This window comes from Shewanella sp. SM69 (assembly GCF_025653985.1).
GTDB lineage: Bacteria > Pseudomonadota > Gammaproteobacteria > Enterobacterales > Shewanellaceae > Shewanella > Shewanella oncorhynchi.
The window spans coordinates 63,720-81,237 of the sequence record NZ_JAKKRV010000009.1 but is presented as its reverse complement, the minus strand read 5'-3'; the positions used below and the strand labels follow the sequence as shown (position 1 = coordinate 81,237).

The window sequence follows — 17,518 nt, the reverse complement described above, 5'->3', positions numbered from 1 at the left end:
GATGAATAGCGTAATGCTTAAAGAACTCGCGTTCGATGGTTTGTTATTTAGTCCATTAATTATCTTTATCCCCTTAGCTTTTCTGCTTTCCTGCATCACTCGCGGGGTACTCTATCAAACTGGGCTCTATCACAAGCTGTGGCGCGCAGCTTGGTTCGAAGTTGGGCTGTTTATCTGCTATCTGGCTTTGGTCATTTACTTGCTTGGGAGTTGATTGTTCATGGGAAAAATCTTTCGTATCAGCCTCACCCTTATTGTGGTCGCGATTGCAGGTATCGCCGGACATTGGATATGGTCGCACTACCTTTATTCTCCTTGGACCCGCGACGGCCGAGTTCGCGCCGAAATCATTACCATAGCGCCAGATGTATCCGGTTGGGTAAACCAACTGAATGTAAAAGACAATCAAGTCGTTAATAAAGGTGATGTATTGTTCACAGTGGACGATACCCGCTACAAAGCCACGATTGCCGAATTGAATGCCAAAGCGGAAAGCCAAAAATTGGCATGGGAACTGGCAAAACATAAATACAAACGCCGTATCGGTTTGACCAATGCCAACTTAGTCAGCAAAGAAACCTTCGACGAAGCCTTTATCAATACCGAACTGGCAAGAACCAGTTATGAACTCGCACAGGCACAATTGAATACCGCCAAAATTGACTTAGCGCGGACGCAAATTCACGCTCCCGAAAATGGCACCCTGATCAATTTAAGCCTGCGTAATGGCAACTATGTCAGCAAAGGCAACTCAGTATTTTCGCTCGTTAAACAAGACTCTCTCTATATCACAGGGTATTTTGAAGAAACCAAAATCCCCTTGGTTCACATAGGTCAAAACGCCGATGTCAGCCTGATGAGTGGTGGCCATGTCTTGCATGGCAAAGTGGTCAGCATAGGTAAGGCGATTGCCAATACCAATGTCACCACTAATGGGCAGTTATTGCCGCAAATCGGCCAAACCTTTAATTGGGTGAGGTTGTCACAGCGTATTCCGGTCGATATCCAGCTAGACAGCATTCCTAAGGACATAGAGCTGAGTGTCGGCATGACAGTTTCCATCCAGCTACAGACTGACAAATAGTCATTATGACGCTGTTACTTAAGAGTTTATTTTTTCCTGACCGACGAACCCTCATTTTCGCGATTAAAGGCGTGATTTCGATGGCGCTCGCCTTATATGTGGCCATGTTTTTAAATTTAGAACGGCCATATTGGGCGCTGGTGTCGGCGGTATTTTTGCAAATTCGCCCCGAAAGTGGCCTCGTGATCGAAAAGGGCTTATGCCAAATTGGCGGCACCTTAGTCGGCGCACTCGCGGGGATTGCCATACTCAACGGGTTTACGCCCTATCCCGAACTCGCCTTAGGATTACTCGCCTGCTGGATAGGGTTAAATTCTGGGTTGTCGGCCATGGTGCGCCAGCAAAACTTTGTCTATGCCTTTGCTATGGCGGGCATGACAGCCTGCTTGATAGTGCTCATTGTGATGGCGAGCCCAGGCACAGCCGATAGTGCAAAAATATTCGATGTGGCGCAGGCGAGGATCAGCGAAATTATCGTCGGCGCAATTTGTGCCGTCTTGGTCAGTTCGCTACTTTGGCCGACTAAGGTAAAACATGGTCTGCAACTGCATGCTAAAAACACAATTAATCAAACGCTTAACTATCTTGCATTAGAACTCGATTTACAGGGCGTACATGCGAGCCGCCATGAACATATCGACACTATTATGGAATCAGTATCGGCGCTGAGTGACGACTCCAGCGCGGTGATTTATGAAGGTCCAGAAGGACGCGGACAAAGCCATGCGGCAAACTTTCTCTGCAATAAAACCCTTTCGCTGTTGGCGGCAATCCAAATATTTGGCCGACTACAACGTAATCATTCCCATCTAGTCAGCGAACCGCTCGCGAAAACCTTAGCCAATATGCGCAGCAGTTTTACCCTGATGGCGCAATCCACTGATGACCAAGAATGCTACAAAATGGCGCGTACCCTAAGGTATCAACTCCAGCAAAACCTGATGCAATACCGCGACCGAAGCCCATTAGAGACTCGCTTACTCAAAGTTGCGATGGAATTAAGCGCCGATCTGATCATGGTGCTCAAAAGTTATAACGTGCTGACAAGCAATTCTGCGGTACAACTCAACGCGCCGCCAATGGAATTTCACCGAGATCCACTGATAGGGTTTACGACCGGTCTACGCAGCATGGCGGTATTTGTCATTGGTGCTTCGCTGTGGATCGGCACAGGGTCGAGCGCGGTACTCATGATGATCCTGATGCCTGTGGTCTTTTCCATCATGATGGCGCGCCAGCCACTGCCGATGCTAACCACGATTTTGCGCCGTATTCTTGTTGGTATCACTATCGCTGTGCCCCTCACAGTGTTTTACGCTTTACCTTTGCTGGCAGAGAGTAGCGGCGATTTCGAAATCCTCATTTTAGTGCTCGCAGGCCCCTTTTTTATTGGGCTACTCGCCTTAGCGAATCGACCGACCTTGCCCTATGGTCTCGGGATTTGCGTGCCGTTTGCGGTATTAGTACAGCCCAGTAACACCATTTCATTTGCGATAGAAAACACTGTCAGCAATGCCTTAGCGATTTTTGTTGGCGTTACTGTGCTGTATTGGTTGTTTAAATTGATTACCGAACCTAGCCAGCGGTTGATGCAATATCGTCTGCTGCAATCTATCCAAAAAGATCTAGTGCATATCGCGCAACATGATGATCCTGAGCCTTGGTTTAACGCCCGCATGGGCGATCGACTGCTGCGGATAGCCAGTTACGAAAAAGGCTCGGGCAAGAGTTCGAGGGTATTTACCGATCTGGTGTTCACTGCACTGAATCTAGGCCATGTGTCGATTCGAATGCGGCGCATGTTGCAGGGGATTTCAGATACGCACTCGGACTTAGAAAATGCACTCAACCTCTGGCAACACAATTTAGGTCAGGCATTTATCGCCTGCGCCCACGGCCAAGTCGCAGAAGAGTTTAACACCAGCAGCGAAGCCTTATTACAAGCGCTGGCGCAATGCCCGTTACCCCACGAACAATTCACTCTGATTACTGGGATGTTTGAACGCATCACATTAACCTTCGAACGCACTGCCCACAGTATCGCCGAGCAGAAAAACACCGCTGAAAAATAGTCAGTTCTCAAACTATTTTCCGCCGAAAAAGCCACCCTCGTGCCGCAGCCAAAACCATTTAAATCCAATAGAAGCTTGATATTTGGCCGATAAAATGCCTTAATATAATTAGATCACTAACTATATTGGTGATATAAATTCAATTATCAACCAAGGAGCAATTATGTCTACGGAGAACCCACCAGAGGAAAATCTTATCTCGCAAGTAGCAAGCTTTACCCGATTACACGCCAAGGAAACCATGCAGTTTATGTGTTTATGCGCAATATTAAGCACCTATCTCTTTGTCATTTTGAAACCGAGTATTATTCAAAATAACAAAGCGTTAGGAGACAAATAACCCATGAATTACCTGGCTTACGTTTCCTTAGCAATTTACTTTATCGCCATGCTTGCTATTGGCTTATTCGCCTATAAAAAATCCACCAGCGATGTATCCGGCTATATTTTGGGCGGCCGCAAGGTGAGCCCACAGGTCACCGCACTCTCAGCGGGTGCATCTGACATGAGTGGCTGGATGCTAATGGGTCTTCCCGGCGCAATGTTTTTGGTTGGTTTCGAAACCATTTACATCGCACTTGGACTATTAATTGGTGCTCTAATTAATTACTTGGTCGTTGCACCCAAATTAAGGGTCTATACCGAAGTCGCGGATAACGCCCTTACTATCCCGGAGTTTTTTGCTAAACGCTTCGGCAATGCCAACAGTAGTATCCGAATTATCTCGGCCGTGATCATTGTGATCTTCTTTACCTTGTATACCTCAGCGGGTTTAGTGGCTGGCGGTAAGTTATTTGAGTCAGCATTTGGCCTAAACTACGACATAGGTTTAGTCGTCACCCTCGGCGTAGTGGTTTCTTATACCTTGTTGGGCGGATTCTTAGCAGTGAGCCTCACTGACTTTGTCCAAGGCTGTATCATGTTTGTCGCTTTAATCTTAGTGCCTGTGGTGGCATATCAAGAGTTTACCAGCGCTGACACTATGCTGAACTTTGCGTATCAATCGATTCCACACTTCACCGATGCCATGCAAAACGTCACTATGTTAGGGCTTATCTCAAGCTTATCTTGGGGACTCGGTTACTTTGGCCAACCGCATATTATTGTGCGCTTTATGGCAATTCGTTCAGTCGCTGACATTAAAACCGCCAGACACATAGGTATGGGCTGGATGACAGTGACCATTGTGGGTGCACTGGCAACAGGTCTTGTCGGTATCGCTTACGCCAATAAATTTGGCATGAAGCTGACCGATCCTGAAACCATCTTTATCGTGTTTTCTGAGTTGTTGTTCCATCCAATCATTAGTGGCTTCTTATTAGCCGCAATTCTGGCCGCGATCATGAGCACCATTTCATCGCAACTATTAGTGTCATCAAGCTCGCTAACGGAAGATATCTATCGCGTGATGTCGAAAAAAGAATCTAGCGAAAAAGACATGGTGAAAATGGGACGTTTTGGCGTAGCAGGCGTGGCAATTGTCGCAAGTCTACTGGCGCTTGACCGCTCTAGCAGTGTGCTATCATTGGTGAGTAATGCATGGGCAGGATTCGGTGCCGCCTTCGGTCCGTTAGTCTTGTTTAGCTTGTATAAAGCTAACCTAACCCACAAAGCCGCGATTGCCGGCATAGTGTCAGGCGCAGCCACAGTGCTGTTTTGGATTTATGCACCAGTACTTGCTGACGGTAAAGCTTTAACCACAGTGGTGTATGAGATGATCCCCGGCTTTGCCGTGAGCAGTGTGGTGATTTGGATAGTCTCGTTACTCGATACTGATCCCTGTGCCAAAACCACTAAATTATTCCATAAGGCTGGCCGTGTTTTAGCCGAAGACAGATGAGGCGCGCAGGTATGACTGACTTACCCTGGAAACGCATTGTCGTTAAGGTAGGTAGTGCCCTGATTGCACCCCACAAACAAGGTTGCAGCAGCCACTACTTACTCGGCATTGCCCAATTTATTACTTATTGTCGTGCCCAAGGGATCCAAGTTGTCTTGGTCTCTTCGGGCTCAGTCGCCGCGGGATGGCATCACTTTGGCGAGGTTGATAAACCTAGCGTCACAGTGAAGAAAGCCATGGCTGCAGCGGGCCAAGCCGATATGATGGCCACATGGAACAAGTTATTTGATTTCCCAACCGCACAGCTACTGTTAACCCACGGTGATTTACGCAATCGAGATCGTTACATCAGTATTAAAGACACGATTTTCAGCCTACTCGAACATGGGCTATTGCCTATCATCAACGAGAACGATGCCGTGACCGCCGACAAGCTCAAAGTTGGCGATAACGATAATCTCTCAGCCATGGTCGCCGCGGCGGCCGATGCCGATACGCTGATTATCTGTTCGGATGTGAATGGGCTTTACACACAAAACCCCCATGAATATCCCGATGCACAGCTTATCAAGCAGGTGACCGAGATTAATGCCGAGATCTACGCCATGGCAGGCGGCGCCAGCAGTGCCGTCGGTACGGGGGGAATGCGAACTAAGATACAAGCCGCCAAGAAGGCGATTTCCCACGGGATCGAAACCTTTATTATCAATGGTTTTGATGCCGACTCATTCAACCAATTGTTGAAGGGCCAAAACCCAGGAACCTTATTTACCCCCGATGAGAAGCCAATGCAGGATCACTTGCACTGGATGACACATACCTCGCAGGCTCAAGGCGAAGTCATTGTTGAAAATGACTTTAATATCGCCCTTGATATCCATAGCGAGCAATTGACCAGTGACGATGTCGTTGCCATCAATGGGGACTTTTCTGTCGGTGACACCATTTTAGTACGCAAAGACGATGGCACTAAATTGGCCAAGGCCAAATCCAATTACAGCAGTTGTTTACTTAGCTTTATTACGGACCAAGACGATCGCGAGTTTGCCAGTGAATTTCAGCAAAAGACTGGACCGATTATTTCCGAGAAAAACATCGCCATTCTCGAATAAGCATCAGCCGAATAAAACTAAGCGAGTAAACATCTAAGCGGAGTAAATATGACTTTAATCAAAAACTTATCTCAAGAAGCTGCCAAAGCGGCTCTGATCCTCGCCCAAGTTGACGAACAGCTTAAAAATACTGTACTCCTCGATATGGCACGCTCATTACGCGAAAAGTCCTATGAAATCCAAAGCGCAAATTTAATCGACTTACACAGAGCGACCGCCGATAACGTCGGCCCTGCCATGCTCGACCGATTAACGCTAACGCCAGAGCGTATCGAAGCTATGGCGGTAGGCATTGAAACCATCGCCGCCTTGCCCGATCCGATTGGCAACGAACGTTATATAGGTCAACGACCTAATGGTTTATCCATCAGTAAGATGCGCGTTCCCTTAGGCGTGGTTTGTATGATTTATGAAGCGCGTCCCAATGTCACCGCCGATGCGGGTGCCCTGTGTTTTAAATCCGGCAATGCCGTGATCCTGCGCGGTGGTAAAGAGGCGCTGCACAGCAGTAAAATTATCGCCACTATTTTGCAAAGCGTATTGAAACAATACGGCTTGCCCGAGGCGTTAATCACAGTGGTGCCAGACCCAGATCGCGCCCTCATGCTAGAACTGCTGCAGCAACGAGATTATATCGATGTGATCATTCCCCGCGGCGGCGAAGGCTTGATAAACTTTGTGACTGACAACAGTAAAATCCCAGTGATCCAGCATTTTAAAGGCGTGTGTCATTTATACGTCGATAAAGATGCCGATCTGGATATTGCTATGGACTTACTGCTCAACGGTAAAACCCAGCGCACTGGCGTATGTAATGCCCTCGAAGCCCTATTAGTACACCAAGAAATTGCCTCGCAATTCCTGCCTAAAGTAGCCAAAGCGCTGGCCGAGCATAAGGTTAAAATCAATGCTTGTACTCAAGCCGGTGGTTATTTTGAAAACTGTACTTACATGGAAGAAGACGATTTCGGCCAAGAGTATTTAGATCTCGAAATTGCCATTCGCCAAGTCGATCACTTTGACCATGCTATCCAACATATTGCCCGTTTTGGTAGCCAGCACACCGAAGTGATTTGCACCGAAAACGAAGTCACTGCCGCACACTTCCAACGTGCGGTCGATGCTTCTGTGGTAATGGTCAATGCCTCTTCGCGCTTCTCCGACGGCAGCGAACTCGGCCTTGGAGCAGAAATCGGCATCGCGACATCTAAGCTACATGCCTATGGCCCAATGGGACTCGAATCCTTGACCGCTGAGAAGTATTTAGTCTCAGGCACAGGCCAAGTGCGGGCATAAACCTAAGGTGTAAATCACACTTTTAGGCTTAACAAGTCCGCTGGATTTCGATTCAATTGTAAAGATTAAAGGCCACAGTCAGTAACGACTGTGGCCTTTTTGTTGGCTAAATTGACTCAAACCACAACAGCCTGAGTTCCCAGTCAATGCCCTGAAACCGAGTTATAGTAAGGCATGCGCTAAAAGTGCAGATCCCACTGCGACGGCTTATCACAGCTCGCTGACAAGCTATTCGCCAATAAGTTACAACCCAGCTTAAACAATTTACACATTGAGCATATTGCATTTATTTTCAACAAACCTATCATGCGATCGATTCTCATTTGCACCTAAACACTTTATTTGCACTCAGGATCACCAATCATTATTTAATCTGAAATCGCCTGAAAGGATTGAAATACCATGCCTCCCCTATCTGTTTTAACGTCTTGGCGCTCGCCATTGATCCCTGTACTTCTCAGCACACTTACTCTGACGGTTCAAGCCAATACTGATCCTAAGCAAGATGAGAAAAAAGATACAGAACAGATAGAAAGATTGAACGTGGTAGGAACATACACCCGCGCGGCAATGAATAGCGCCACGGGTTTGTCTATGTCACTCAAAGAAACCCCACAAAGCGTCACTTTGATTACCGAAGAGATGATCAGTGACAAAGGTTTGGTCACTATGGAGTCAGTGTTAAATCACACTCCTGGCGTCACTATGGTGGGCGATGCCTCTGAAAATAGTCAGATATTCGTGCGCGGTTATGCACTCGACAGTGGGGTCCAAATTGACGGCTTAATCACGACCTCTTCATCCCATGTTTACAGCGGCTCAATTGATCAAGGTTTAGACCCTGTGATTGCCGAACGGGTTGAAGTATTAAAAGGTGCGGCAGGGATTTTAAGCGGTTTAGGTGAACCTTCTGCCACGGTTAATTTTATTCGTAAACGTCCAACGGATGACACCCGTGCCACGGCAAGTGCAAGTTATGGCTCATGGAATACCTATAGACTTGAGGCCGATGTTTCTGGCTGGCTAACGGATTCTGGCAATGTGAAAGGTCGATTCGTGAGTGCGGTGAAGAAAGGCGATTCTTTTATCGATCGCTATCAGCGCGATACCACAGTGCTCTATGGCGTAGTTGAAACGAGTCTCGGCACAGATACTAGCTTGTCGCTGTTTGCGGACTATCAAAAATCACAAACCGACGGTGTGTATAACTGGAACTCTAATCCCGCATTTTATACCGATGGCACAGCTGTCGATTTTGGCCGCAACTACTCTAGCTCACAGGACTGGACCCATTGGGACGTGACCCAAAAGAGTCTCATGGCCGAATTTAAACATAGATTCGATAACGACTGGTCACTCGTCAGTGCCTATCGTATCGCTAACGCCACCATAGACGCATTGGCCTTTTACCCAGGCGATTATATCGTCAAATCAACCGGCGAATTTGTTGGCCCTTGGGGCGATACTTATGCCGCCCAGCATGATCGCGAGTCAGATACCAACAGTTTCAACCTGTATGCAACGGGTAACTTCGACTTACTCGGCCGTGAACATAGCGCTGTGATCGGTTTTAACTACGGTGACAACGAGTTCGATAACATCAACACTGAATCTGGACGCCAACGTCGCTATAACGTCGCGGATCAGGGCAATTACCCCAAGCCTAATATTCCTAATTCACCCACCAATGGCCAAACCAATGAACAAAGCCAATCGGGTGTTTACGGCACGGTCCGTGTCAATGTGTTGGATTCACTGAAATTAATGGTCGGCGGACGCGTAAGTAACTGGTCCTATGAAAAGCATGATCTCGTGGGTAACAGCACAGATGCGACCATGGAAAAAACCGGTATTTTCATCCCCTACTACGGCCTAGTCTACGATGTGACCGAGCAGATCTCTGTCTACGCTAGCCGTACTGAAATCTTCAAACCTGGCACCTATTTTGGTGAAGATGGCCAACTGCTCGAACCTGCAGAAGGCACAAACGTCGAAGGCGGCGTCAAGGTCGCGCTGTTCGATGACACGCTAAACATGTCAGCCGCCATCTACGAAACCAATAAAGACAACGAACCCGAATATGCAGGGAAAGGTCAGCTACCTTCCGGTGACTCTATCTACGAAAGTGTGGATGGAATTACCACCAAAGGCTATGAGTTAGAAATTGCCGGACGTCTTACCGACTTATGGGATATCAGCGGTGGTTATACCCACAACAATGCAGAAGATAAAGATGGCCTACGTCGTCAAACTTATCTGCCCGAAGATATCTTCAAACTCACCACTAAATATAACTTTGAAGATATTCTACCGGGCATTACTGCAGGTGCGAGCTGGCGCTGGCAGAGCAGCACCTTCTATCAAGGCACTATTTGGGGTGTCGATGGCGCGCCGAATGTGGCTTACCGCCAAACACAATCCGCCTACTCACTCGTTGACTTAATGTTTGGCTACCAAATCACACCTTCTATTTCTATGCAATTGAACATTAACAATATTTTCGACAAGAACTACAACCGTTCACTCTGGGGTTACGCCGACTTTGGCGAGCCACGTAATGCCACACTGTCACTACGTTGGACGCTCTAAAACATAGCCATAACCCGAAATAACATTAAGGATGATCAAATGAAACAAGCACTTGTAATACTCACTTTACTCGGCGGTATCGCTTTTTCGGCTCAAGCACATGAAGTATGGCTTGAGCGTAATAACGATGGTTCAGTTAAAGTGCAATTTGGCGAACCGGGTTCAGAGCAAGCTTCGGCAGAAGAGTTAGCATCGTTAAGCGCGGCGCGTATTTTCGCCGCCAATGCCAAGACACCGTTAACCGCCACAGCGCAGGCCGATCATCTACTGGTCAAAACCCAAGATAGCAAGAGTGACATCAGTTTCTATGCCGATACCGCGTGGCAACCATGGAAAACTGAGACCGGATTGCAGGCTGCAATACTCTATGCCCGCACGGGACAAGAACACACAAAAGCGCTGCAAGATTTTGAATTTACGCCAGTAAAGTCAGGCGCTCCCGAGTTTGTACTTAGCTATAAAGGCGCACCACTGGTGAATCATCCAGTACAAGTTTATCGCCCCGGTTTTTGGAGTAAATCTTTCACCACCGATGCCCAAGGTAAATTCGCCCTCGATACCCCAGATGCAGGCCGCTATTTGCTCGTCAGTAATCACACCACAGAAGGTAAACAAACACTCGCAGGCAACGAGGTTGATAGCGTTTTACACATCACCACCACGAGTTTTATCACTCAGTAATAATCTTATAGTGAGATGGAGTTAACGTGCGTTATTTAATGATAGGTTTATACATGCTGTGTTCTGCAGTCCACGCAAGCACAGCACCTGTAACAGTCGCCTTGCCCCAAACAGGCAGTACCAATGAACTTTTGCCACTCAGTGGCTCCATTAAATCCGCACGGGTAGCCCGCTTATCTGCACGTACCGATGGCCTAGTCGCCAAAGTGCTGGTCGATGCGGGCTCTAACGTTACCGCTGGCCAGCCTCTACTCGCACTCGATGACACCTTAGCCGTACATCAATTAGCACAGCGTCAGGCCGATGTAATGGCCGCTAAGACCATGCTGCTAGAAAAGCAGCGACTCCTCACCGAAGCGCAAACACTCAGTTCTCAGCAATTATTCCCCGAAACTGAGCGCGCGATTCGCCAAGCGGCGTTAACCGAAGCCGAAGCTAATCTGCAGAGTTTAACGGCGGCATTAGCACACCAAAAAGAGGTGGTCGCCCGCCACCAACTGATCGCGCCGTTTGCGGGAGTGATTTCAAGCAAACAAACTGAAACTGGTGAATGGGTCAATGTCGGCACTGAAATCTTCACCTTAGTATCCCAAGAACAGCTCTGGCTCGATATTCAAGTCCCACAGGAAATGTTCCAAAACATAGCCACTGCAACTCAAGTCGATATTGCCGCAGATATGCTGCCTGAACAGCAGTTTATCGGCCATGTGAATGCACTCGTCCCCGTGAGCGACCACAATGCTCGCAGCTTCTTGGTGCGCTTAACCATTCCTGATGCGAGTGGACTTTTGATGCCCGGCACATCGGCCACTGCGACCTTCCACTTACAGCGGGCGCAACACAGTGTTGTAGTGCCGCAAGATGCGCTAGTCCGTCACCCGGACGGCCAGTTCAGTGTCTTTACCGTGCAAAACAACATAGCCCAAAGGCATACCGTTCAAGTGGGCCATACGAGCGCCATCGGGATTGAAATCCTTAGCCCATTACCCAAAGACGCGCCCGTGGTGATCCGCGGTAACGAGAGCCTACAAGACCAACAGTCAGTCTCTGTACTCAACTCTGCTGTAGGAGGTTAGTTGGATGCTGAAGTTTGGAATTAAACATGGTACCTTACTGTCTGTCATCGTCTTGATATTTTGCGTATTGGGCACGGCTGCCGCACTGCGTATCCCAATCCAAATGATCCCCGACTTAGATGTGCGCACCATCAGCGTGGCCACAGGTTGGCCGGGGGCTACGCCGCAAGACGTCGAGAAAGAAATTCTGCTTGAGCAGGAACGCTACCTGCGCACTCTGCCCAACTTACAACGCATGACATCTTGGGCTGATACGGGTTCGGCATGGATAGAACTCGAATTCCCCCAGAGCACTGAGATCAGCGACGCGCTTATTCGTGTTAGCAATGCGCTCAGCCAAGTATCGTCCTACCCTGAAAACGTCGATCAACCACGGCTTTACAGCAGTTCATATTCAGACAACGCTTTCATGTATTTCCGCCTCGTGCCTGTCGCGGGGAACCCGCTGAATCTAGACATAGACATGATGCGCGATTTCGCTAACGACTTTATTCGCCCACAAATGGAGCGCGTCAAAGGCGTTTCCTCTGTCACTATTCAAGGCGGCGCTGAACGGCAAATTCAAATACGGCTCGATCCCGCCAAACTCGCCCAACGCGGCATCAGCATTATGGACGTGCGCCAAGCCATTCGAGATCGCAACAAGGACACTTCTGCGGGCGATATCGACAGTGGTAAAAAACGTTATTTACTGCGGGTAATTGGCCGTTTTGAGGATTTAAATCAACTTAAGCAACTGATTTTAAAACGCCAAGGTAATACGAATATTCTGCTGCAAGACGTTGCCGAGATAAAACTCGACCACGCCGAGATCCGAGAACTGTCCTTTGCCGAACAAGAACGCACCCTCAGCTTAGCGGTCAAACGGGATGTCGGTTCTAACGTTATCGCCATCAAAGATGCCATGATGCCCGTGATTGCGCAGATCAATCAAAATCAACTCGCCCAGCACGCCATGCAGTTAGAGTTATTCAGTGATGATGTGCGCTATGTGCAAGATTCAGTTGAAAATGTGTGGGTGAATTTAGGTCTAGGTGCCTTACTGGCAACCTTGGTCATGTACCTCTTCTTGCGCTCGAATCGAGCAACCCTGATTGGTGTTATCGGTATTCCGCTGTGTACCTTAGCCGCCTTCGTCGGGCTGCTGGTGTTTGATCGCACCATTAATGTCATTTCATTGGCGGGTGTTGCCTTTGCCATAGGCATGACGGTCGATAACAGCATTGTGGTGCTCGAAAGCATTGAACAAGCGCGCAGACGCGGATTAGATCGTCTCGAAGCAGCCATAAGTGGTATCTACGATGTGTGGCCTGCGGTACTGGCCTCGACGCTCACCACAGTACTAGTGTTTGTACCCATTCTATTTATCAAACAAGAAGCGGGACAACTGTACTCGGATATCGCGATTGCCATCGCTTCATCCATTATCGCTTCTATGCTGGTCGCGGTGTTCATCGTACCCGCCGCTATTGCCCGTTTTGGTTTCGGTAAGATGCACTCGGCGCAGACAAACCAAAGTGAGCCCCCCAAAGCATCACGCATATTGAGCTTAGTCAGCCAACTTGTACTGTCGGCAAGACGCCGCACCTTTGTGATTGTGCTGTCACTCGTCTCGACGATCGGGCTTGCGGCTTGGCTGATGCCTCCGGCCGAATATTTACCCGAAGGCGAAGAACCAAAAGCCTTTACTTCTATGGTCGCGCCGCCGGGTTACAACCTATCGGAAATGGCTAAAATTGCTGAAGAATTAACGACTCAGCTATCCGCGAGAGTCAATGCCGAGGCGGCATCCTTTGAACGTGGTGAGCAAAAGATCCCGCCGCTAAAATACTATACCCTCAGCGTGGGTGTCGGCAGTATTTGGGTGATGAGCGAGCCCATTCGCAGCCAAGATATGGATGCCATGATGAGCTCACTCACCGCCTTGTTTGAGCAATATCCGGGTATGCGCGCCTATTCATCGCGGGGGTCGATTATTTCCAGCAACGATGGTGGCACCCGCGCTGTCGCCTTGGATATTTCTGGCCCAAATCAAGCCAGCCTCTATCGTGCTGCCGAAGCGGCGTATCAAGCGGCGGAAAAAGTATTTGCCGAACCGCAGCTGTATTCAGACCCATCGACCTTGTCGCTAGACCAACCACTGTGGCAGATTTCCCCTCGCTGGCAACGTCTTGTAGAACAAGATTTTAGCGGCAGCGAGTTTGGCTATGCGGTTTCGGCACTGAGCGATGGCGCCTATGTCGACGAGTTTTTCCTCAATGATAACAAGGTGGATATCTTTCTATTTAGTCTGGCAGGCAATCAACAGAGTCTGTCGCAATTAGCGCTCGCCCCGATAGTGACGCCTAAGGGCAATGTGTTGCCACTGCAAGCCTTGGCCGACATTAGCGAGCAGATGGATAGCGACAGTTTACGCCGCGTCGATGGCCGCAGAACCGTGACTCTTTACATCATTCCGCCGCGTTCCATTGCGTTAGAAACCGCAGTAGCTAAGGTGCGGGAAGAATTAGTCCCCATCCTCTATCAACTGGGTGCTGTCGGCAAAGATGTCAGTTTGGATATTTCGGGCGCAGCCGATCAACTCGAAGCGACGAAAGCGGCACTCTCCAGCAACTTTCTGGTCGCCGTGTTGATCATCTACTTGTTATTAGTCGCGATTTTTAATCACTGGGGTTATCCGTTATTTGTGCTGATCACTATCCCGCTCGGACTTGCGGGCGGTTTAGTCGGCTTACAAGCGCTTAATTATACTGGCAGCTTATTTACGTATCTTGGCGGCCAAGGTTGGCACCAACCCTTTGATATGATTACTATGCTTGGATTTCTAATCCTACTCGGCACTGTCGTTAACAACCCGATTTTGATCGTGGAACAGAGCCGTAAAAACCTGCAATCGGGTCAGTTTGGTGTCGTTGAAGCCGTAAAATCTGCCGTCGCCAGTCGATTACGACCGATTCTAATGTCTACCGCGACGACCTTGTTTGGCTTATTGCCGCTGGTGTTATTCCCCGGTGCTGGCAGCGAACTCTACCGCGGCGTTGGCATAGTGGTATTGGCAGGCCTCATCGTGGCAACGCTACTCAGCTTAACCTTTTTACCCGCCCTGTTAATCTCTGTGTTGTCCTACACCAACAGGGCCAATTTAACCGCCAGTTCAGCCAAAGTGGCACGCCATCATGATTGAGAAAATCGCCATGACTCAGCCGTTAATACAAAGGCTAACGCGTTGGAAAAAATCCACTATTTGGCGCGATAGCCTGCACATAGGCAATCGCTGCCTCGCAGCAACCTTTGGCGGCTATTTGTTAAGTGCAGTTGCGACTATTTTGCTCGCGCAAATCCTGCCGTTATCTCAGGTTGATCGGGTGTTAACCGCCATGATGCTGTCATTTACTGTGTACACCTGCGCTGTGCTGTGGGTCTTTAGCGTTAAATCAACGTGGCGATACTGGCTGGATTTATTCGCGCTTAGCGGTCTGCTGTATTTAGCCTACCTTGCCGCTAAGGCGTTGGATATCAATCCTATTCAAGGTGGCGGATTATGAAAGACTCCTTTTTTCGTTCAATGACTTGGCTACACACTTGGGTTGGATTACTCACCTGCTGGGTGTTGTTTCTGGTTTTTTTCGCCGGAACAGCGGCCTATTACCGTGCTGAAATCAACCTGTGGATGCAACCCGAAAATCACGGCAGCCAATATGATGCCAATGCGGATAATCAACAATTGATACTCAAGGGCCTCACGTCCTTGGCACAACAAGCGCCTGACGCTGAGTCATGGTGGATTTACTTACCCACACAACGGGTGCCATTACTGACCTATGCATGGAGCGATCCCGCCGCTGAAGGCCAGCGATTTGGTGATTATCATCAAGGCTTTATTAACCCTGCGACAGGTGAAGCCTTACCTAAAGCACGGGAAAGCCGAGGGGGCGACTTTCTCTATCGACTACATTTCGACTTGTACTACATGAGTGTGCTCACGGCGCGTTGGATTGTCGGCTTTTGCACTATGTTCATGCTGGTCGCCATCATCAGCGGGATAGTGATCCACAAACGTATTTTTAAGGATTTCTTTAGTTTTCGCCCCGGAAAAGGCCCGCGCTCTTGGTTAGATGCCCATGTCGCCAGCTCAGTTCTCGCATTGCCCTTTCATCTTATGATCACTTACACCGGCCTAGTGACTTTGATGTTTATGTATATGCCATGGGGACTTAACACGCAATATGGTGATGAAACTCAAGCCTTTTATTCGCAATGGAAACCCATTTACCAAACTCCCGCCGCCACTAGCACACCAGCCACTATGCTCGATAGTCAGAGTTTACTCAGTGCGATTCACAGTGTCGTGGGTGAGTCGCCACTTGAAGGCTTGCAGTTTGATAATATCAACGACAGCAATGCCAGCGTAACAGTCAAAATCGCACCTGAGCACAGCTTAAATCAGCAAGCGCCTTGGTATCACTTGTCCACTGTGACAGGTGCTGTGTTGGCGCAGTCGGCTGTGACTTCGGGAGCGAATCAAACCCAAAGTGCCATGATAGCCCTGCACAGTGGTCGCTTTGCTGGCCAAGGCCTACGTTTACTGTATTTACTGGCGGGATTAACGGGCTGCGTGATGATCGCCAGCGGCGCGATTATGTGGGCCGATAAACTGGCACAAAAGCAGCTTAAAAAAGATAAGAATCATAGCGGGCTCACGCTAGTGAACATGTTGAATCTCGCCACCTTTGCTGGCCTGCCCATTGCGCTAGCCTGTTATTTTTATGCCAATCGACTCTTACCCGTCACCTTTGCGGATAGAGAAAACTGGGAAATCCATTGTTTCTTTATCAGTTGGGCGTTAGTCGCACTGCTCGCTTGTTTCAAACGAGATAAACAAACATGGCAACGACTCTTTTTACTCACAGCCTTGCTCTATGGCCTACTACCTCTGCTCAATGCCATGACTTCACAGTTTCAGCTGATAAGCAATTTACAGCGCCAAGCCTATGTTCTCGCAGGATTTGACCTCATGATGCTCGCACTTGCGGCGCTGTTTTACATGGCAGCCACACGCTTGCGTAGCCCTAAAAAAGTGCTGGCTATACGGCCAACCAAAGCAACCGCAGAATTAGGAGTTGAATCATGACAGCCACAGGCGAATTGTTAACCTGTTTTATCGCCATGGGGCTGTTGGCCTTATCTTATTTTAGCCACCACCGCGCCGTGCGTAACCGCCCGTTAACCGATGCACAGGCACGCGGATTTCGCACCGCTGGTACTACAACGCTCGTCCTGTGCTATTGGCTTGCCAGTCGTCATTACGGCCCAGCGTACGCCAGCGTATTACTGCTCGGCTGGGTATGTTTGAGTTCGATAATTCTAGTGATTTTACTCAGTTACAAACCACGCTGGTTACAGCCCATATTACCCGCCAGCACCGTAGTGTGTTTGCTCGGTTTGTTGTATTAACCAATGATTTTAAACACCAAATGGCGTCAATCAGGCTCAATACAGACAAGATTTAGGGAATTTTTACTACTGGAATTGATGCTGCTATCCGCTAACCATTAGCTAGATAATGGTTCTGATTGAAGCCAATCGCACCGTAAAATTCTAGACCGAACATATTAATAAGCGACGCTGAAATGATTAAGCACTCTCATTCCAGTGACTCGCCGTGAATATATCCCTATAGGCTCGACGGCGGCATCCATGCCGCCAACGGTCACTTACACGCGAGTGCTTAATCTCGTTAATTTCAGTGTATTCCTGTTACTAACGAT

At 48.6% G+C, this 17,518-nt stretch carries 14 protein-coding genes; all 14 read left to right on the top strand.

Translation table 11 applies throughout. The features are described from left to right. Window positions 1-13 precede the first annotated feature (13 nt). The 14 genes from L5M37_RS13465 (at window position 14) to L5M37_RS13400 (ending at window position 17,204) form a co-directional block, all read left to right on the top strand. The gene (locus L5M37_RS13465) at window positions 14-214 is read left to right on the top strand and encodes a DUF1656 domain-containing protein (RefSeq protein ID WP_131524438.1); all 201 of its coding nucleotides are present in this window, start codon (window positions 14-16) and stop codon (window positions 212-214) included. Between the two features lie 6 nt (window positions 215-220). Further along, window positions 221-1,084 carry an HlyD family secretion protein gene (locus tag L5M37_RS13460; RefSeq protein ID WP_263200798.1) on the top strand — a complete coding sequence of 288 codons (864 nt, stop codon included), beginning with the start codon at window positions 221-223 and terminating at the stop codon, window positions 1,082-1,084. A gap of 5 nt (window positions 1,085-1,089) precedes the next feature. After that, window positions 1,090-3,156: an FUSC family protein gene (locus L5M37_RS13455; RefSeq protein WP_263200796.1), complete on the top strand. Its 2,067-nt coding sequence runs from the start codon at window positions 1,090-1,092 to the stop codon at window positions 3,154-3,156. Window positions 3,157-3,319: 163 nt separating this feature from the next. Beyond that, on the top strand, window positions 3,320-3,496 hold the full coding sequence (locus L5M37_RS13450; RefSeq protein WP_168826181.1) for a hypothetical protein: 177 nt from the start codon (window positions 3,320-3,322) through the stop codon (window positions 3,494-3,496). A gap of 3 nt (window positions 3,497-3,499) precedes the next feature. After that, entirely contained in the window at window positions 3,500-4,996 is a 1,497-nt protein-coding gene (putP, locus tag L5M37_RS13445) for a sodium/proline symporter PutP (protein WP_263192755.1), read from the top strand. Window positions 4,997-5,007: 11 nt separating this feature from the next. Beyond that, window positions 5,008-6,108 carry a glutamate 5-kinase gene (proB, locus tag L5M37_RS13440; protein WP_105250714.1) on the top strand — a complete coding sequence of 367 codons (1,101 nt, stop codon included), beginning with the start codon at window positions 5,008-5,010 and terminating at the stop codon, window positions 6,106-6,108. A gap of 48 nt (window positions 6,109-6,156) precedes the next feature. Then, window positions 6,157-7,404 (top strand): glutamate-5-semialdehyde dehydrogenase, encoded by a 1,248-nt coding sequence (locus L5M37_RS13435; RefSeq protein WP_168826177.1) that lies wholly within the window; start codon window positions 6,157-6,159, stop codon window positions 7,402-7,404. A 402-nt stretch (window positions 7,405-7,806) separates the two neighbouring features. After that, window positions 7,807-9,993, top strand: coding sequence for a TonB-dependent siderophore receptor (locus L5M37_RS13430; protein ID WP_263200795.1), 2,187 nt, complete (start codon window positions 7,807-7,809; stop codon window positions 9,991-9,993). A gap of 39 nt (window positions 9,994-10,032) precedes the next feature. Continuing rightward, window positions 10,033-10,674 carry a DUF4198 domain-containing protein gene (locus L5M37_RS13425; protein WP_263200794.1) on the top strand — a complete coding sequence of 214 codons (642 nt, stop codon included), beginning with the start codon at window positions 10,033-10,035 and terminating at the stop codon, window positions 10,672-10,674. Window positions 10,675-10,700: 26 nt separating this feature from the next. Further along, window positions 10,701-11,750, top strand: a complete 1,050-nt coding sequence (locus tag L5M37_RS13420; RefSeq protein WP_263200792.1) for an efflux RND transporter periplasmic adaptor subunit — start codon at window positions 10,701-10,703, stop codon at window positions 11,748-11,750. Window positions 11,751-11,754: 4 nt separating this feature from the next. Beyond that, the gene (locus L5M37_RS13415) at window positions 11,755-14,934 is read left to right on the top strand and encodes an efflux RND transporter permease subunit (protein ID WP_263200791.1); all 3,180 of its coding nucleotides are present in this window, start codon (window positions 11,755-11,757) and stop codon (window positions 14,932-14,934) included. After that, a complete protein-coding gene (locus L5M37_RS13410) occupies window positions 14,927-15,295 on the top strand; it encodes a hypothetical protein (RefSeq protein WP_263200789.1) in 369 nt (122 codons plus the stop codon). The genes L5M37_RS13415 and L5M37_RS13410 overlap by 8 nt, the downstream gene beginning before the upstream one ends. Next, the gene (locus L5M37_RS13405; protein WP_263200788.1) at window positions 15,292-16,881 is read left to right on the top strand and encodes a PepSY-associated TM helix domain-containing protein; all 1,590 of its coding nucleotides are present in this window, start codon (window positions 15,292-15,294) and stop codon (window positions 16,879-16,881) included. The genes L5M37_RS13410 and L5M37_RS13405 overlap by 4 nt, the downstream gene beginning before the upstream one ends. After that, window positions 16,878-17,204, top strand: coding sequence for a DUF3325 domain-containing protein (locus L5M37_RS13400; RefSeq protein WP_263200786.1), 327 nt, complete (start codon window positions 16,878-16,880; stop codon window positions 17,202-17,204). Before L5M37_RS13405 ends, L5M37_RS13400 begins: the two co-directional genes overlap by 4 nt. Window positions 17,205-17,518 lie beyond the last annotated feature (314 nt).